Origin of the sequence: Kitasatospora sp. NPDC002227, from assembly GCF_040296285.1 — a bacterium.
Lineage (GTDB): Bacteria > Actinomycetota > Actinomycetes > Streptomycetales > Streptomycetaceae > Kitasatospora.
In genome coordinates this window covers 171,918-189,745 of sequence record NZ_JBEOWY010000007.1, presented here as the reverse complement: position 1 = coordinate 189,745, position 17,828 = coordinate 171,918, and the positions used below count along the sequence as shown (strand labels likewise).

15 protein-coding genes are annotated in these 17,828 nt (G+C 72.3%); 6 read left to right on the top strand and 9 right to left on the bottom strand.

The genetic code is table 11. The features are described from left to right. The first annotated feature begins 82 nt into the window (after positions 1–82). On the top strand, positions 83–1,438 hold the full coding sequence (locus tag ABT095_RS09140) for an ATP-binding protein (protein WP_350528715.1): 1,356 nt from the start codon (positions 83–85) through the stop codon (positions 1,436–1,438). Then, the gene (locus ABT095_RS09135; protein WP_350528669.1) at positions 1,431–2,114 is read left to right on the top strand and encodes a LuxR C-terminal-related transcriptional regulator; all 684 of its coding nucleotides are present in this window, start codon (positions 1,431–1,433) and stop codon (positions 2,112–2,114) included. The genes ABT095_RS09140 and ABT095_RS09135 overlap by 8 nt, the downstream gene beginning before the upstream one ends. Positions 2,115–2,207: 93 nt before the next feature. Here ABT095_RS09135 and ABT095_RS09130 read toward each other — a convergent pair whose 3' ends face one another. Together ABT095_RS09130 and ABT095_RS09125 are read right to left on the bottom strand one after the other, a co-directional pair. Continuing rightward, complete coding sequence (locus ABT095_RS09130) at positions 2,208–2,372, bottom strand: hypothetical protein (RefSeq protein ID WP_350528668.1); 165 nt, start codon at positions 2,370–2,372, stop codon at positions 2,208–2,210. Positions 2,373–2,449: 77 nt separating this feature from the next. Next, entirely contained in the window at positions 2,450–2,806 is a 357-nt protein-coding gene (locus ABT095_RS09125) for a hypothetical protein (RefSeq protein ID WP_350528667.1), read from the bottom strand. 161 nt (positions 2,807–2,967) lie between these two features. Between ABT095_RS09125 and ABT095_RS09120 the strand changes: the two genes are divergently transcribed. After that, entirely contained in the window at positions 2,968–3,963 is a 996-nt protein-coding gene (locus tag ABT095_RS09120; protein ID WP_350528666.1) for a helix-turn-helix transcriptional regulator, read from the top strand. A 54-nt stretch (positions 3,964–4,017) separates the two neighbouring features. On the opposite strand, the gene ABT095_RS09115 is transcribed toward ABT095_RS09120, so the two are convergent. From ABT095_RS09115 to ABT095_RS09100, 4 genes are all read right to left on the bottom strand, one after another. After that, positions 4,018–5,556: an FG-GAP-like repeat-containing protein gene (locus ABT095_RS09115; protein WP_350528665.1), complete on the bottom strand. Its 1,539-nt coding sequence runs from the start codon at positions 5,554–5,556 to the stop codon at positions 4,018–4,020. Positions 5,557–5,603: 47 nt separating this feature from the next. After that, entirely contained in the window at positions 5,604–6,950 is a 1,347-nt protein-coding gene (locus ABT095_RS09110) for an FG-GAP-like repeat-containing protein (RefSeq protein ID WP_350528664.1), read from the bottom strand. A gap of 83 nt (positions 6,951–7,033) precedes the next feature. Then, positions 7,034–7,834 carry a COG1361 family protein gene (locus tag ABT095_RS09105; protein ID WP_350528663.1) on the bottom strand — a complete coding sequence of 267 codons (801 nt, stop codon included), beginning with the start codon at positions 7,832–7,834 and terminating at the stop codon, positions 7,034–7,036. A gap of 137 nt (positions 7,835–7,971) precedes the next feature. Continuing rightward, the gene (locus ABT095_RS09100) at positions 7,972–8,121 is read right to left on the bottom strand and encodes a hypothetical protein (RefSeq protein WP_350528662.1); all 150 of its coding nucleotides are present in this window, start codon (positions 8,119–8,121) and stop codon (positions 7,972–7,974) included. A gap of 270 nt (positions 8,122–8,391) precedes the next feature. Between ABT095_RS09100 and ABT095_RS09095 the strand changes: the two genes are divergently transcribed. After that, positions 8,392–9,663 (top strand): putative hexosyltransferase, encoded by a 1,272-nt coding sequence (locus ABT095_RS09095; protein ID WP_350528661.1) that lies wholly within the window; start codon positions 8,392–8,394, stop codon positions 9,661–9,663. A 28-nt stretch (positions 9,664–9,691) separates the two neighbouring features. Here ABT095_RS09095 and ABT095_RS09090 read toward each other — a convergent pair whose 3' ends face one another. Together ABT095_RS09090 and ABT095_RS09085 are read right to left on the bottom strand one after the other, a co-directional pair. Continuing rightward, entirely contained in the window at positions 9,692–10,849 is a 1,158-nt protein-coding gene (locus ABT095_RS09090; protein ID WP_350528660.1) for a putative hexosyltransferase, read from the bottom strand. A 78-nt stretch (positions 10,850–10,927) separates the two neighbouring features. Then, positions 10,928–12,436: a glycosyltransferase family 39 protein gene (locus tag ABT095_RS09085; RefSeq protein WP_350528659.1), complete on the bottom strand. Its 1,509-nt coding sequence runs from the start codon at positions 12,434–12,436 to the stop codon at positions 10,928–10,930. A gap of 243 nt (positions 12,437–12,679) precedes the next feature. Here ABT095_RS09085 and ABT095_RS09080 point away from each other — a divergent pair, with 243 nt between their 5' ends. Continuing rightward, complete coding sequence (locus ABT095_RS09080) at positions 12,680–13,990, top strand: acyltransferase family protein (RefSeq protein ID WP_350528658.1); 1,311 nt, start codon at positions 12,680–12,682, stop codon at positions 13,988–13,990. 27 nt (positions 13,991–14,017) lie between these two features. Here the strand turns inward: ABT095_RS09080 and ABT095_RS09075 are convergent, their stop codons facing one another. Then, positions 14,018–15,004 carry a C40 family peptidase gene (locus ABT095_RS09075; protein ID WP_350528657.1) on the bottom strand — a complete coding sequence of 329 codons (987 nt, stop codon included), beginning with the start codon at positions 15,002–15,004 and terminating at the stop codon, positions 14,018–14,020. 210 nt (positions 15,005–15,214) lie between these two features. On the opposite strand from ABT095_RS09075, the gene pcrA reads away from it, so the two are divergent. Then, positions 15,215–17,737 (top strand): DNA helicase PcrA, encoded by a 2,523-nt coding sequence (gene pcrA, locus ABT095_RS09070; RefSeq protein ID WP_350528656.1) that lies wholly within the window; start codon positions 15,215–15,217, stop codon positions 17,735–17,737. The last annotated feature ends 91 nt before the right edge of the window (positions 17,738–17,828 follow it).

Sequence of the window (17,828 nt, the reverse complement as noted above, 5' to 3'; positions counted from 1 at the left end):
CGATCCCCAGCCCCCCGCACCCCCCGCCCCCTCCGCGCCTGACGGGCCGTCGGGCGAGGGCGGCGCGGCCGACGAGCCGGGCCTGCCCTACCGCAGGCTGTACCGCAGCCCGCACGGGCGGATGCTCGGCGGGGTGGCGCACGGCCTGGCGCTGCACCTCGGGCTGCCGGTGCTCTGGGTGCGGGCCGCCTTCATCCTGCTGTTCTTCGCCCAGGGCATCGGCGGGCTGCTGTACGCCGCGTTCTGGTTCGTGGTGCCGATCGGCATCGGCGAGCCCGCGGTGGGCGGCGCCCGGCCCTGGCGGTACGTCAACGGGCGGTTCGTCCAAGGGGACGTCGAAGGGCCGGACTTCGGCGAGCTGCGCAAGGCCGGCGGCCGGCGCCAGGGGCTCGACCGGCTGCGCGACCTCGCCCAGCGCACCTTCCACGGCGAGGGCGCCGGCTCCCCGTCGTCGTCGGAGAGCGGCGGCGGCGGCCTCGGGCAGATCGCCGCCCTGCTGGTGCTGGTGATCGGCCTGATGGCGCTGCTCAGCGCCCTGCACATCCAGCCCGCCAAGCCGTACGTGTGGCCGCTGCTGACCATCGGGGTCGGCGTCGCACTGGTCTGGCGGCAGGCCGACGACTCACGCTGGCAGCGCTGGTTCGGCCTGGAGGAGGGCACCAAGCGGCGGGCCGCGTACACCCGCGTCGGCGCGGGCGTGCTGCTCGTGGTGGCCGGGATCGTCGCCTTCCTGATCCTCCAGGGCAACGACTCCACCTGGGGCTCCGTGCTCGAGGCGGCGCTCGCGGTGCTGGCCGGCGTGCTGGTGCTGGTCGGCCCGTACGCGCTGCGCCTGTGGCAGGACCTCGGGGCCGAGCGCACCGCCCGCATCCGGGCCCAGGAGCGGGCCGAGATCGCCGCCCACGTGCACGACTCGGTGCTGCACACCCTGACCCTGATCCAGCGCAACGCCGACGACGCCAAGGAGGTGCTGCGCCTGGCCCGCGCCCAGGAGCGCGAGCTGCGGCTGTGGCTCTACCGCCCGGAGGCCGTCTCCGAGGCCGCGCCCGACACCCTGGCCGAGCGGATCCGCTCCGTGGTCGCCGAGGTGGAGGACCTGCACGGGGTGCCGGTCGAGCTGGTCTGCGTCGGCGACTGCCCGATGGACGAGCGGATCGCCTCGCAGATGCAGGCCGCGAGGGAGGCGATGGTCAACGCGGCCAAGTACGGTGGCGGGGGACCGGTCCAGGTGTACGCCGAGGTGGAGGGGCGGACGGTGTCCGTGTTCGTCCGCGACCACGGCCCCGGCTTCGACCCGGACAGCGTGCCGGAGGACCGGATGGGCGTACGCGAGTCGATCATCGGCCGGATGAGGCGCAACGGGGGCACCGCGAGGGTGCGGCCGGCGCCGGACGGCGGTACCGAGGTCGAGCTGGAGATGGAGAGGGCAGATGACTGAGGCTGTTTCGGCCGGTCCCGAGCGGGTCGCCCGCGTGGTGCTGGTCGACGACCACCGGATGTTCCGCACCGGGGTGCGGGCCGAGATCGGGCGCACCGAGATCACCGGGATCGACGTGGTGGGGGAGGCCGACGACGTCGAGTCGGCCGTGCAGGTGGTGGCCGAGACCAGGCCGGACGTGGTGCTGCTCGACGTCCACCTGCCCGGCGGCGGCGGGGTCGAGGTGCTGCGGCGCTCGGCGCCGCTGATGGGGGACGCGGGGGTGAAGTTCCTCGCGCTCTCGGTCTCCGACGCGGCGGAGGACGTGATCGGGGTGATCCGCGGCGGCGCCCGCGGGTACGTCACCAAGACCATCACCGGCACCGACCTGGTCAACGCGGTCTTCCGGATCGCCGACGGCGACGCCGTCTTCTCGCCCCGGCTGGCCGGCTTCGTCCTCGACGCCTTCGCCGCCACCGACACCCCGCCGGTGGACGAGGACCTGGACCGCCTCACCCAGCGCGAGCGCGAGGTGCTGCGCCTGATCGCGCGCGGGTACGCCTACAAGGAGATCGCCAAGCAGCTCTTCATCTCGGTCAAGACGGTGGAGAGCCATGTGTCCGCAGTGCTGCGCAAGCTCCAGCTGAGCAACCGCCACGAATTGACCCGCTGGGCCACCGCCCGCCGCCTGGTCTGAGACGCACCGAAGGGCCGCTACCCCTCGGCGGGGTGGCGGCCCTGTCCATTCCTAAGTTCGGGGGCGATTCGACTTCTGCGATGCAGCAGGAATTCACCTGGTGGTCGGCTGCTGCCAGATCATGTCGCCGGGCTGCACGTCGGATGCGGTGACCCGGGCGGCGGCGGAGCCGGCGGCTTCGGAGGAGAGGGCCGGCGCGGCGACGGCGAAGGCGATGGCGAGGACCGCGGCGAACTTGGCGAGAGCGGTACGGGACATGGTGGCTTCCTCCAGGAGCGGTGTGTCGTGCCGACAGGCATCAGCTTCGCCGACCCCGGAGCCCCCCGGAAGAGCGGTCAGCTGGACGGAAACGGCCCTGGCCTGATCCGTCCAACCGGGCCAGAGCCGGTCAGCAGCTGCTCGTAGAAGGGCGCCACCAGGGGGGCGCCGGCCGAGCCGACCCGCCAGTCGGCCAGCGGCGGCAGGGAGCTGACGGCGCGTCGGAGCAGCGCCTCGGCCCGGGCCTCCGCCGTCTCCAGGCGGTCTGCCAGCAGGAACACCCCGACCACCGGCCGACTGCTCGCGCGGGGGTGCACGGAGATGTGCTCCACCTGCTCCTGGGGCAGTGCCACCGAGGAAATCAAGTCCCTGGTGCCGGCGGGAAGTTCCGCCGTCGGGGTCGAAGCAGTCAGACCGATGTGAACGAGATACATGGTGCCGAGGGTCCCAAAGACGTCACAGCTGGCATAGGGGGCGTAGAAGGACGGTTCGGGCCTTGGCCGGAACCGTCCAAGTAAAAACTCTGGAGCAGCCGTTCCCGTACCTGACATGATCGATCCTGGACCAATCTGTCAGGTCTTACGGGGGACTTTTCATGCTCGACACTCTCGGTTTGGATGCCACGGCGGAATCCGTCTACCGAGCCATGCTCGCCCGGCCGCAGGAAGGCGTCGCGCGCCTGGCCGAGTGGACGGCACTCACCGAGGAGGCCGTCCGGCAGGCGCTGGACACGCTCAGCGAACTCGCCCTGATCCGTGGCTCGTACGAGCGGCCGGGGGAGCTGCGGGCCGTCTCGCCGGACGTCGGGATGGAGATCCTGATGTCCCGCCAGCAGGCGGAGCTCGCGGCCCAGCAGCACCGGGTGGAGGCTTCCCGGGCCGCCGCGGCGCGGCTGATCGCGGAGTACTCCGACCTCAGGCCGACCACGGACCACCCCGGGGTCGAGCAACTGGTCGGCATCGACCGGATCCGGGACAGGCTGGCCTCGCTGACCAGCGCGATGCGGACCGAGGTGATGACCTTCGCTCCCGACGGCGCGCACACCGCCGAGAGCATCGAGGCCGCCCGGCCGCTGAACGAGTCGCTGCTGGGCCGGGGCATCCTCATGCGGACGGTCTACCTGGACAGCGTCCGCAACAGCCAGCCCACCGTCGACTACGTGGCCTGGCTCGCCGAGCGCGGCGGCCGGATCCGGACGGCGCCCGCCCTGCCGACCAGGATGATCATCGTGGACCGGACCACCGCCGTGATCCCGGTCAGCGGCCAGGACACCGCCGCCGGCGCGGTGGTGCTGACCGGCCACGGCACGCTGACCGCGCTCTGCGCGCTGTTCGAGAACGTCTGGGCCGGGGCAAGGCCGTTCGGCGAGGCCACGCACCGCGACTCCGCCGGGCTGAGCCCGCAGGAGGCCACCATCATCGGACTGCTGGCCGAGGGCCACACCGACGACGCCATCGCCAAGCGGCTCGGTGTCTCGCCCCGCACCTCGCGCCGGCTGGCCGCCGATCTCATCGAGCGGCTCGGTGCGCGCAGCCGCTTCGAGGCCGGAGTCCGGGCCGTGCAGCACGGCTGGCTGCCGGCCACCCGCTGAGCCCGTACCGAATGGGCCCCGGACGAGATCTCGTCCGGGGCCCCTCGCGTCGGATCAGGCACCCGCGGCGAACTGGTCGCCGCCCGTCCAGCCGCCCGCGCCGCTGACGTCGCCGCCGTTGTTGGTGTAGGCGTTGACCGAGCCGGTGGGGGTGGTGAAGAGGTAGTCGGCCCGGGCGTCGCCGTTGACGTCGGCGAAGGCGACCGCGCTCTGGTCGGAGGTCACGCCCGTGGCGAACTGGCCGGGGACGCCCCAGCCGCCGTGGCCGTCGCCGCCCCGGTTGAGGTACGGGGTGATGGAGCCGCTGGTGTTGATGACGGTGTAGTCGGCCTTGCCGTCGCCGTCGAGGTCGGCCCAGCGGATCCGGGAGCGGTCGGTGGTGACGCCGGTGGCGATCTGGCCGAGGCCGGCCCAGCCGCCGCCGGTGTCGCCGCCCCGGTTGAGGAAGACGTTGACGGCGCCGCTGCCGGCGGTGGTGACGTAGTCGGCCTTGCCGTCGCCGTCGAAGTCGGCGAAGGTGACGGCGTTCTGGTCGGTGGTGGTGCCGGTGGCGACCTGGCCGAGCAGGCTCCAACCGCCGTGGTCGTCGCCGCCCTTGTTCAGGAAGACGGTGACCGAGCCGTTGGGGTTGACGGTGATGTAGTCGGCCTTGCCGTCGCCGTCGAAGTCCGCGAGGTGGACGCGGGAGCGGTCGGTGGTGGTGCCGGTGGCGACCTGGCCCAAGTCCTGCCAGCCGCCGTGGCCGTCGCCGCCCTTGTTGAGGAAGACGTTCACGGCACCGTTGTCGGCGATGGTGAGGTAGTCGGCCTTGCCGTCGCCGTCCCAGTCGGCCCAGCGGACCCGGCCGGTGCCGGACTCGGTGCCCGCGCGCGGCGCGGTACGGGTGGTGGCGAGGCCGTCGGTGAAGGCCTTGTCCAGCGCACCGTAGAAGGCCTGGCCCATCCGGCTGTAGCCGGCGTCGTTCGGGTGCAGCCGGTCGTTGAACTCGGCGCCGGTGAGGGCCGGGGGCTCCACGTAGCGGACCTTCTCGCCGGCCGCCTGCTTGCCGGGGATCAGCGCCTTCACCTTGGCGTTGAAGTCCTGGGACAGCGCCTCGAGGCCGCCGGTGGTCGGGATCAGGCCCTGCACCAGGACGGTGGTGCCCGGGCGGTCGGCGTTGATCCGGTCGAGCAGGGCCGCGAGCCGGTCGGAGGCGTGCGCCTTGTCGGTGCTCCGGTCCATGTCGTTGATACCGATGTGCAGCAGGACGACGTCGGGCTGGGCGGCGGCCATCCAGCCGTCGATGCCGGCGCTGATCTGGTCGATCAGGTAGCCGCTGTGGCCCTCGTTGTCGGTGTCGGGCAGGGCGCCGGAGTTGCCGGAGCCCACGAAGTCGACGCTGTAGCGGGACTGGCCGGCCACCAGGTTCCACAGCGGGGCCCGGTAGCTGGAGCCGGTGGCGCTGCCGGAGCCGGCGGTGATCGAGTCGCCGAGCGGCATGACCTTGAGCGGGCGGGCGGTCGGGGCGGAGGCGGCCGAGGCGCAGCCGGTGCTGAGACCGGCGGTGGCCAGGGCGATGGCAGCGGTGAGACCGAGGGCGGTGATGCGCTTCATGGGATGTCCGTTACGTCGGGAGGTGGGTGGGAGGGAGCGCGTCGGTCTCAGGCGCCTGCGGCGATCTGGCCCCAGTTGGTCCAGCCGCCGTGGCCGTCCATGCCGCTGTTGATGAAGGCGTTGACGGAGTTGTTGGGGTTGGTGAGGAGGTAGTCGGCGCGGCCGTCGCCGTTGATGTCGGTGAAGGTGACGGCGTTCTGGTTGGTGGTGAGGCCGGTGGCGGCCTGGCCGGGGTTGTTCCAGCCGCCGCCGGTGTCGCCGCCCTTGTTGAGGAAGGCGGTGATGGAGCCGTCTGCGTTGATGACGGTGTAGTCGGCCTTGCCGTCGCCGTCCATGTCGGCCCAGCGGACGCGGCTGCGGTCGCTGGTGAGGCCGGTGGCGACCTGGCCGAGGAGGTTCCAGCTGCCGTGGCCGTCGCCGCCGCGGTTGAGGTAGGCGGTGACGGCGCCGTTGTCGGCGGTGGTGAGGTAGTCGGCCTTGCCGTCGCCGTCGAAGTCGGCGAAGGTGACGGCGTTCTGGTTGGTGGTGGTGCCGGTGGCGACGGTGCCCCAGTCCTGCCAGCCGCCGTGGCCGTCGCCGCCCTTGTTGAGCATGACGCGGACGGAGCCGTCGCCGTTGATGAGGATGTAGTCGGCGCGGCCGTCGCCGTCGAAGTCGGCGAAGCGGACGCGGGTGCGGTCGTTGGTCATGCCGGTGGCGACCTGGCCGTAGTCCTGCCAGCCGCCGTGGCCGTCGGTGCCCTTGTTGAGGTAGACGTGGACGGAGCCGTCGTCGTTGACGACGATGTAGTCGGCCTTGCCGTCGCCGTCCCAGTCCGCGTAGCGGACGCGGTTCGCGCCACCCGCCTCCGTACCGGCGCCACCGCTGTTGCCGCCCTGCGGCGAGACGTAGCCGCTGATGTGCTGGCTGCCGTAGTAGCCGCTCGCGCTGATGGTGCCCCGGGTCACGGAGTTGCTCTGGTTGCCGCCGATGGTGGAGACGGTGCCGTCGGAGTTGACCGAGGTGACCAGGGAGACGTGGTCGGCGTAGCCGCCGCCGCTGTAGTTGAAGACCGCCGCGTCGCCGACCCGCGGGGAGGAGTGCAGGCCGGAGCCGTACAGGGCGAAGCTGCCGGCGCCGGCGGTCAGGCCGGAGACGTTGACGCCCGCCTGGTTCCAGACCCACTTGGCGAAGTCGGCGCACCAGGCCTCGCCGCAGCTGCCGTAGTAGCCGGAGCCGCCGGCGCTGTTGGTGCTGCACGGGCCGTTGCCCAGGTTGGACTGGGCGATCGAGACGATGGTGCTCCCGGTGTTCGCGGAGGCCGAGCCGGCCCCGGACAGCACCAGGGCGGGGGCGACGGCGACGGTGGCGAGCGCGCCGGTCACGAGACGACGGAAACGGGACAGCTGGGCCATGGGAGTGCTCTCCTGTGAATGGTTGGAAGATCGACTGACGGGCAGTCGGAAGAAGGTGGAAGCCGTGGCGGCCTGTTCGCGGGTCAGGCGATCGAGACCGGGAGGGAGGCCGTGCCCGCCTGGAGGTTGTTCGGCTGGGACACGGCGTAGAACTGGATCTCGGTGGTGCCCGCCTTCAGCGCCGGGTCGAGGCTGAGGCGGTAGCGGATGGTCTCCTTGGCGCCCTTGGGGAGCGGCTTGGCGCCGGTCGCGGCGAGCAGGTAGTCCATTCCGGAGGCCTGCGGCAGCGGTGCGTTCTGCCAGGCGCCGGTCGCCGGGTCGAGCCGCTGCAGGGTGCCGCCGACCGAGCCGAGCGGCGCGAGACCGCCGTCGTACTGCTTGAGCCGGACGACGGAGGCGAGGGTGACGTAGTCGCTGCTGCCGGTGTTCTCCACCACGGCGGAGAACTCGACCGGGCTGCCGGGCTTGAGCACGGCGTGCTCGGGGAGGCCGGTCAGGGTGACGTCGAGCTTGGCGGTCGGGGCGACCAGCAGCGAGCCGTTCGGCAGGCGCTGCGGCCCGCCGCTCGCGGTGGCCACCGGGGTGCTCGGGGCGTCCGGGGCGTCCGGGGCGCCCGGCGGTGCGGTCTGCGGGGCGGTGCTCCGGGCCGGCGCGGCCGAGGCGGTGGGAGCGGGGGCGGAGCCGGTCGGGGTCGGGGCCGGGGAGGGGGCGGTCGAAGGGGCGGCGCTCGCGGTGAGCGTGGCGGCCGTGCTCCTGCTCGGCGCCGAGGAGGCCGTCGTGCCGGTGTCGCCGCCGCAGCCCACGAGCGTGCCGAGCAGGCCGGCGGTGAGTGCACCGGCGACGATCGCGGCTCGTCGGGGCGAGTAGCTCCTGCGGTGGGACATGGCGGCTTCCTTCGGCGAGAGGAGAGTGAGCGGGAGGGTGCGTGCGGGCACGGCGAAGCGGCACTCGGCGGTGCGCGGGCGGTGCGGGGGAGGAGCGGGGGAGGAGCGGGCCGGGCCTCGAGGGGCCGGCGGCCGGGCTACTGCCAGATCATGTCGGCCGGGCTGGGCGCGGCCGTGGTGTGCCGGGCGGCCGGGGCGGCCGTGGTGTTCGCGGCGGCGACGGGCAGCAGGGCGGCGAGGGCGAGACCGAGGACCGCGGCGGCCTTGGCGACGGTGGCACGGGACATGGCGGGTTCCTTTGCGGAGAGAAGGGGAGTCGCAGCCCGTCCGGCGTCCCGCGGAGACGCTCTCCCGGTCGGTGCTGCTCGGCGACAACGACTACTTTCGTCGCCCCACGAGCCCGGCGGAACAGGTCTCGGCTGGACGGAATCGGCCCTGTCCTGATCCGTCCAACGAAGGCCCGGGCGGCTCCGGGGCATGCCGTAAGCTCGGCGGGAACCCTGGTGTCCGTACTCGACGGCACGCCCAAGCATCGGCAGGCGGGGAACCCCAGAGCTATGAGCGCGATATCCGGCGCGGTGGTGAGCGAGCGCTCGCACACCGTTCAGCAGGAGCCCGGACCGGACGGGTCCGCCGAGGGCGTCGTGGAGCGACTGCGGGCCGCGGCCCGGCGGTTCGGCCCGGCGGTCGGCATGTACGGGGTGGTGAAGCTGCTCGGCTTCGCCGTCTTCATGTACCTGCTGCACAGCTCGCGTGACTACCGCCACAAGTACTTCCGGTTCGGCGGCGGCCACCACCCCTGGGACGTGCTCGGCAGCTGGGACGGCTGGTGGTACCAGCAGGTCGCGCAGAACGGCTACCACCCGGTGCTGGTGCAGATCGCGCCCAGCGGCTTCACCCACGCCGAGAACTCTGCCGCGTTCTTCCCGCTGTACCCCGGCCTGATGCGGCTGGTCTCCGAGTGCACCGGCCTCGGCCTGTACGGCGCGGGCATGCTGGTCTCGGTGGTCGCCTCGTTCGTCGCGGCCGCCGGCATCTTCGCCGTCACCGAGAAGCTCAGCGGCAGCCGGAAGGCCGGTGTGATCGCGGCCGGCCTGTGGGCCGTCTTCCCCGGCTCCGGGGTCGAGTGGGCGGTCTACTCGGACTCGCTGTTCGTCGCCCTCGCCTCCTGGGCCTGCTACTGCGTGATGACCCGCCGCTGGCTGACGGCCGGTGTGCTCACCTTCGTGGCCGGCCTGAACCGGCCGACCGCCTCCGCGCTGATCGCCGCACTGGGCATCGCCGGTCTGATCGCGCTCTACCGTCGCAAGGACGGCATCTGGCGTCCGCTGGTGGCGATGGCCATCGCCCCGGTCGGCCTGTTCGGCTACGTCGGCTGGGTCGGCTGGAAGATGGGCAGCTGGGGCGGGTACTTCACGCTGCAGCGCGGGGCCTGGTACCACTTCTTCGACTACGGGCACTACACCAAGCAGGTCCTGCACGGGATCCTGACCGGGAAGCCGGACTACATCTACCAGTTCCCGACCGAGGACATGATCGCGTTCGCGGTGGTCATCGCGGTGCCCTGCCTGCTGGCGCTGCTGTTCCGGCTGCGGCCTCCGGCGGTGCTGTGGGTGTACGCGCTGGTCACCATCCTGATGGTGCTGGGCAGCCAGCAGATCTTCGGCAACGTCTCCCGGTACCTGCTGCCGGTCTTCCCGCTGTTCGTCCCGCTGGCCATCGGCATGCGCCGTCTGAAGTGGCCGACGCTGGTGGCGCTGTTCGCCGTGGTGGGCGCCGCCTCCGGCTGGTACGCGGGCTTCGTCCTGTTCGAGCTCGGCATCCCGTAAACCGCGCGGGCCCGGCCCGGACGTGCCGTCAGGGCGCGTCCGGGTAGACGAACACCAGATAGCCGCCGTACAGCGCCGAGAGCACGGCGGCCGAGCCCAGCAGCAGGGCGAGCGAGACCCGGCTGCGGACTCGGGCGAGGCCGGCGGCCGGGGGCAGCAGCAGGGCGTAGGCGGGCAGCAGGAAGCGGGCCCGCGAGTTGAAGTACGCCGCGTCGCCGAGCGCCAGGGTGAGCATCGCCGCGCTGTACAGCAGCAGGACGGGCGGCTGACGCTGCACCACCGACAGCGCGAACAGCAGCACGGCGGCGGCCAGCGTGGCGGCCACCACCACGTCGGTGAGGAAGACCAGGTCGGCCTTGGTCAGCAGGTCGCGCAGCGCGTAGAAGGTCTTGCGGCCGTAGTCGAAGTGGGACTGCCAGGCGTCCTGCACCCGGAAGTAGCCGTCCGGGCGGCCCTTGCGCCACCCGACCCAGGCGATGAAGCCGAGTGAGCCGAGCGGGGCGAGGGCGGCCCCGGCCAGGGCCCGCCAGCCGGCCCGGTGGCGCAGCAGCTCCCACAGCGCGGCGGCCGCGACGGCGGCCGCCAGCGCCAGGCCGGTCGGGCGGCAGAGCCCGGCGAGCAGGCTCAGCGTGCCGGCCCGGAGCCAGTGGTGGCGCACGGCGGCGTATCCGGCCCAGGCGGCGAAGGCCGTGAACAGCGGCTCCGAGTAGGCCGCGCTCTCCACCACGGCGGTGGGCAGCACCCCCCACAGCACGGCGGCGCAGACTCCCGCGCGCGGGCCGTACAGCCGCTCGGCCAGCAGGAAGATGCCCCAGGCGGCGGCCAGCGAGGCGGCCCAGGCCACGGCCGGCGCCGCGTACTCGGGCGGCATCAGCAGGCTCAGCAGCCGGATCAGCAGCGGGTAGCCGGGGAAGAAGGCGTACGCCTCGTAGGGGCCGTGCGGGCCGGGCACGGGCGCGGTGCCCGCGTAGCCGTGGGCGGCGATCCCCTGGTACCAGTAGGCGTCCCAGAGGGTGCCCAGCCGGCGCAGCCCCGGCTCGCTCCGGTGCGGCCAGAGCACCACGGTGAGCACGCCGAGCAGGCGGGCGGCGGTGTAGCCGAGCAGTGCGGCCGTCAGGGCCCGGGCCGGGGCCGGGCGGCGGACGGCCCGCAGCCGGGTGGCGGGGGCGGTCGCTTCGGTGAGCACCCGACCATGAGACCGCCGTCACACCGGTACGGCAAACGCGCCGTCAACCGGGGCTGACGGCGCGTTCGACGGTGCAGGTCAGCGGCGCTGCATCAGGGTCACGGTCATGCCGCCCGTGATCTGCTGGGAGACCTGCCGGTACGGCTCGAGGGCCTTCTTCTCCCCGGTCGTCAGGTTCTGCTGCACGTCCCAGGGGAAGCCGAAGGTGACCACCCAGATCCGCGGGGTGTCGAAGGAGCACCCGCTGGGGTCGGCGCAGCGCTGGGCGTGCAGCGCCGCGATCTCGGTGGTGGAGCGGGTGAGCGCGACGTCCTTGGGGTGCACGTCGGTGTCGGTCAGGTAGTAGTCGAGCGCGAGGTCCGCCTCCAGCTCCCAGGGCTTGCGTGAGGGCAGCATGCCGTCGCCCGCCCGGTAGCCGTGCTCGATGACGGCGGCGGCGCCCTTGGCGGTCCAGGTCTCGCGGGAGTCCCACTTCCGGACGGACCGCTGGTCGGGCACCCCGGCCAGCAGCAGCACGGCCAGGCCGAGCGCGCCGAGCACCTTGGGGCGCAGCATCGTCAGCACGTTGGCCGCGAGCAGGGCCCAGGCGGGCAGGGTGAAGAGCAGGTAGCGGTCGAGGAAGTAGTGCGAGGAGGTCTGCGAGACCAGCCAGAGCAGGCCGACCGGCAGCACCGCCATCACGCCCACCTCGAAGGCGGCGCGGCGGCGGCTCGGCCAGGCCAGCGGGAGGATGGCCAGCGCGAGGAAGGCGTAGCTCACCAGGGAGGAGCCGAAGAGCCCGCGCAGGAAGACGTCACCGACGTACTGCACGGGCGGCGAGGTCAACCAGCTCAGCTGGTCCTTCGACTGCTCCTGGCCGAGCTTCATCAGGGGCAGGACGGGCAGCACCGCGACCCCGGCGGACACCAGGAAGCCGACCAGGAGGGCACGCCTGCGCCCGTGCCACCAGCGGATGCCGACGATCACCGCGTGGGCGGTCAGGAAGGTCAGCGCCACCATGTGGAAGTAGCCGGTGAGCGTGACGCTGAAGCCGTAGGCGGCCCAGCGCAGCGCGGTCGGCCGCTCCAGGGCGCGCAGCAGCAGCCAGGTCGCGGCGGCGACGGCGAGCATCACGAAGGCGTACGCCCGGGCCTCCTGCGCGTAGCGCGAGACGGACGGGATGCACGCGAAGATCACGCCGGCCGCCAGACCGGTCCGGCGGCCGAAGAGCTTGGCCCCGGCCAGGCTGACGAACAGGGTGGCCCCTGCCATCGCCAGCACCGAGGGCAGCCGCATCACCAGCAGCGAGTGCCCGAAGGCGTCGACCCAGAAGTGCTCGATGAAGTAGTAGAGGCCGGTGGAGGCGTCGATGTTGTGCAGCAGGTCCCACAGCTCACCGCTGCTGCGGTCGATCGCGCTCCAGGTGGCCAGCTCGTCCCGCCAGAGGCCGGTGCGGCTGATCCGGAACAGACCGAGCGCCAGCATCAGCAGGACCGGCCAGAGCCAGTAGAGGCGGGCGAGGACGGCGCTGCGCCGGGTGCTCGCCGGGCCGTCGGCCATCGGCACGTCAGGCGCCGGTTCGACGGCGCTTGCCGTACTGGTGCGCATCGCGGTTTTTCCTTCGGAGCTGTCGCGGAAGGGCTGAGGCGGGCGGCTCAAATCCCCGTGAAACGGTACCAGCGTCGTCGGTGGCGACCGTGGCTGTCGGGTGGCGGCCCAGACAGCTGTCCCAAGAGAATGACGCTCCAGGGAGGCGGTTGGGTTGCACAGCGGACGAACTCTGCCCCAACGGTTACCGCACGGCCTGGACCGATACCGCCCCGACACCTTGTTCGGCTAGCCTCCTCGCTTGTGAGCGTCATACAACAGCAGCCGACCGAGACCTCCGGCGGCGCAGCGCAGAAGCCCGTCGTCAGGTCCGCCGCCGCCCGGATGGGGTGGCTCGACGCCATCCGCGGGGTGGCCGCGCTGCTGGTCGCGGTCCACCACTTCGGGCTGATCCAGCTCATACCCGGCGGCAAGGAGTTCGGGGACCACTTCGATCTCGGCATCTACGCCGTGATGGTCTTCTTCCTGGTCAGCGGCTACATCATCCCGGCCTCGCTGGAGCGCCGCGGCGACGTGCGCGGCTTCTGGGTCGGCCGGCTGTTCCGGATCTACCCGCTGCTGCTGGTGGTGGTCACGGCCGCGCTGATCATCCTGCCCCGGAAGTGGTCCGCCGTCCCCGCCGTCGACCTCGACGCCCCGGTCCGCTCGACGGTGGCCAACCTCACGCTGCTGCAGGACCTGCTGCACGTCCCGAACGGCCTCGGGGTGCTCTGGACCCTCTCCTACGAGATGGTCTTCTACTTCTTCGTCTCGGCGCTCTTCGTGGCCGGCTGGCACAAGCGCAGCAGCGAGCTCTCGGTCGGCTTCGCCGCCGCCGCCCTGCTGCTCGGCGCGGCCGTGCCGTCGCAGATGATCACCACGGACAACCACTCGACGCTGCACGCGGTGATGGCCGCCGCCCTGATCATGGGCACGGCGCTGGTCTGCATCCTGACGGGCCGTCCGGCCGCCGTCCGGCTCGGCGCGGTGCTGCTCGGCGGGCTCGGCGCGGTGCTGCTGTTCGCCAACTCCCGGGCGATGTTCTTCGAGAGCATGATGATCCTCGGCACGATGTTCGCGGGCACCGCGATCTACCGCGCCGAGAAGGGCCAGGCCGACAAGCTGCTGACCTGGATCGCCTGCCTCTTCGTGCTCGCCGCCGGCTTCGTCACCGGCTACATGTGGAACCGCGGCATCCCGGCGATCTGGAAGTCCTGGACGCCCACCTGGCAGGGCTGGTCCCTCCCGTACGTGGCCGCCTGGGTCACCTTCGGCCTGGCGATGCTGGCCCGGCACAAGCGCTTCCCCCGGGTGCTGACCTTCCTCGGGGCGATCAGCTACTCGGTGTACGTGGTGCACATCCCGGTCCTGATGGGCGTGCGCTGGCTGCTGCCCAAGGACGCCTTCCCGGCGCACGGCATCGGCAAGTTCGGCCCGGCGGCGATCTTCCTCGCCGCCGTGATCACCATCAGCTACCTGACCTACCGCCTGGTCGAGCTGCCCGGCCAGAACCTGGGGCGCCGGGTGGCGAAGGCCCTCCAGCGCCGCACCGAGGCCGCCGAACTCAAGGTCTGACCCCGGCCCGGTGCCGTCCGGCGCGCCTCAGGCGGGTCGGACGGCACCGGCGAAGGGCATCACGTCCACCGACTCGTAGCGCACCGGTGCGCCCGGGTGCGGGGCGTGGATCATCCGGCCGTTGCCGGTGTAGAGCCCGACGTGGCTGACGGTGGAGTAGAAGAAGACCAGGTCGCCCGGGCGCAGCTCGCCGCGCGGGACGCGCGGGGCGGCGTCGATCTGGGCGTAGGTGGTGCGCGGCAGCGAGATCCCGGCGGCGGCCCAGGCGGCCTGCACCAGGCCCGAGCAGTCGTAGCTCTCCGGGCCGGTCGCGCCCCACACGTACGGCTTGCCGAGCTGCGCCACCGCGAAGGCCACCGCGGCGGCGGCCCGCCCGGTCGCGGGGGCCGGGGTCTCGTCCGGGTCGGCGCCTGATTCGGGGGCGGGAGTCAGCTGGGCGAGCAGGTGCTGGGCCTCGGCCAGCTTCTGCTGGACGGCGGCCTTGTCGGCGGCCAACTCCTTCTGGCGGGCGCTCAGTTCGGCGAGCCGCTGCTGGGCCTCGGCGGCCTCGGTGTCCAGCGCCAGGCGCTGCTGGCCGTAGCTGTGCAGGGCCTGCTGCTCGATCACGCCGACCTGGTCGATCATCCCGGCCCGCTGCAGGAACTGCTGCGGGTCGTCCGCGAGGGCCAGCTGCAGGGTGGTGGACAGCCCGCCGCCCCGGTACTGCTCGGCGGCCAGCTCGCCGAGCCGGGCCCGGGCGGCCTCGATGGCCTCGGCCTTGCGGGCCACCTCGTCCTGCAGGTGGCCGACCCGGCGCTGTAGCTCGGCGGCCTGCTCGGCGGCGCCGTCGTACCGCTGGGTGGCCTGCTCGGCCTCCCGGTACAGCTCGTCCACCCGGGCCCGGATCCGCTCCGGCCCCGGCTCGGCCTGGGCGGGGAAGGCCAGGCCGGTCACCGAGACGGCGGCCACGCCGGCCAGCGTGGCGACCCTGCGGTGGCGCAGGGCGGTGCCCCGGGGTTTTCGGTGCGCGGCCATTGCTGATCCTCTGGCTAAATGGGGTGGGGCCGGGGACGTTAGCCCTCTCCTCGGGCGCGCCGGGCCGAGGGGCACGGCTTCGCCCGAAACCTTGCGGAACTGACCGTTCCGGTCGCGCGCGGCGTCGGTTCATGGCCCTGAGCAGGGTGAATCCGACCGAGTCCAGGGGCGCCCTTGGTTGTCAGCGGCGGGCCATAGACTCGAAGGGCCATGACTAGCCTCTTTGACGACCTCCCGCTCCCCGGCTTCGAGTCCCTCTCGTCCGCCGAGTCGCAGCAGCCGCAGCAGCCCGTGGACGAGCCGCCGTACGAGGAGGCCCCGTACGACGACGCGTACGGAGGGGGGTACGAGGAGGCCATCCCCGACGGGCTGTTCCAGACCGACCACGCGGCGCTGGCCGAGCGGGACGCCTTCCACCGCAACGGCGCGGCCCGCACCGTGACCGACCCGGCGCAGCTGCTCGAGGGGATGAACGAGCCGCAGCGCGAGGCCGTGCTGCACGCCGGCTCCCCGCTGCTGATCGTGGCCGGGGCCGGCTCCGGCAAGACCCGGGTGCTGACCCACCGGATCGCCTACCTGCTGGGCGCCCGTGGCGCGCACCCCGGCGAGATCCTGGCGATCACCTTCACCAACAAGGCCGCCGGGGAGATGCGCGAGCGCGTCGAGGCCCTGGTCGGCCCGCGCGCCCGGGCGATGTGGGTCTCCACCTTCCACAGCGCCTGTGTGCGGATCCTGCGCCGGGAGAGCAAGTACCTCGGCTTCACCTCCAGCTTCTCGATCTACGACTCGGCCGACTCGCAGCGCCTGATGGCGCTCGTCTGCCGGGACTTGGACCTGGACCCGAAGCAGTTCCCGCCGAAGTCCTTCACCGCGAAGATCAGCAATCTGAAGAACGAGCTGATCGACGAGGAGACCTACGCCGCCCAGGCCGCCAACCCGATGGAGAAGAAGCTCGCCGAGGCGTACTTCCTCTACCAGCGCCGCCTGCGCGAGGCCAATGCCCTCGACTTCGACGACATCATCATGACGACGGTCAACCTGCTGCAGGCCTTCCCCGCCGTCGCCGAGCACTACCGCCGCCGGTTCCGGCACATCCTGGTCGACGAGTACCAGGACACCAACCACGCCCAGTACATGCTGGTCCGCGAGCTGAGCCGCAGCGCGGGCGCCGACCTGCCCATGGCCGAGCTGTGCGTGGTCGGTGACGCGGACCAGTCGATCTACGCCTTCCGCGGCGCGACCATCCGCAACATCCTCCAGTTCGAGGAGGACTACCCCGACGCGCGCACCATCCTGCTGGAGCAGAACTACCGCTCCACCCAGACCATCCTCAACGCGGCCAACGCCGTCATCGAGCGCAACGCCAACCGGCGCGAGAAGAAGCTCTGGACGGCGGGCGACCACGGCGAGAAGGTCATCGGCTACGTCGCCGACGACGAGCACGGCGAGGCGCAGTTCATCGCCGACGAGATCGACCGGCTGACGGATGCGAAGGACGCCCGCCCCGGCGATGTGGCGATCTTCTACCGGACCAACGCGCAGTCCCGGGTGTTCGAGGAGGTGTTCATCCGGGTCGGCCTGCCGTACAAGGTGGTCGGCGGGGTGCGCTTCTACGAGCGCAAGGAGGTCCGCGACGTGCTCGCGTACCTGCGGGTGCTCTCCAACCCCGAGGACACCGTGCCGCTGCGGCGCATCCTCAACGTGCCCAAGCGCGGTATCGGCGACCGCGCCGAGGCGATGATCGACGCACTGGCCGCCCGGGAGCGGATCAGCTTCGCGCAGGCGCTGCTGCGGGTGGACGAGGCGTACGGCATGGCCGCCCGCTCGGCCAACGCGGTGCGGCGCTTCAACGAGCTGCTGGCCGGCCTGCGGGCGATCGTCGAGTCCGGAGCCGGTCCGGCCACCGTGCTCGAGGCCGTGCTCGAGGAGACGGGCTACCTGGCCGAGCTGCAGTCCTCCACCGACCCGCAGGACGAGACCCGGGTGGAGAACCTCCAGGAGCTCGCGGCCGTGGCGTTGGAGTACGAGAAGGACCCGGGCGAGCGGCCCGACGGCGACGATGCCGAGGGCACCCCGCCCGTCGGCTCGCTGGCGGACTTCCTGGAGCGGGTCGCGCTGGTCGCCGACTCGGATCAGATCCCGGAGGACGAGGAGGACGGCGCCGGCGTCATCACGATGATGACCCTGCACACCGCCAAGGGCCTGGAGTTCCCGGTGGTCTTCCTGACCGGCATGGAGGACGGGATCTTCCCGCACATGCGGGCGCTCAACCAGGCCAAGGAGCTGGAGGAGGAGCGGCGGCTCGCGTACGTCGGCCTCACCCGGGCCCGCGAGCGGCTCTACCTGACCCGCTCGGTGCTGCGCAGCGCCTGGGGCCAGCCCTCCTACAACCCGGCCTCGCGGTTCCTGGAGGAGATCCCGGAGCCGCTGGTGAACTGGAAGCGGACGGGCGCGGCCTCCGTGCCGCCGCCTTCGCGGAGCCTGTCGGCCTCCTCCGGGGCCTCGCGGCTGAGCGCCCAGCCGAAGGCGGGCTGGGGCAAGTCGGCCCGTACCGTCACCGAGCGGGAGATCGTCTCGCTGGCGGTGGGGGACCGCGTCACCCACGACACCTTCGGGCTCGGCACCGTCACCGCCACCTCCGGAGTGGGGGACAAGGCGCAGGCGACCATCGACTTCGGCGCCTCCGGCCGCAAGCAGCTGCTGCTGCGCTACGCCCCGGTCGAGAAGCTGTAGACCGCCTGCCGGGCTGGCCTCCCCAGAGTTAGGTTAAGGATGGTTAACTACGGGGTGGTCGGCCCGGGTGGCCGTGTTGGGACAACGTGGT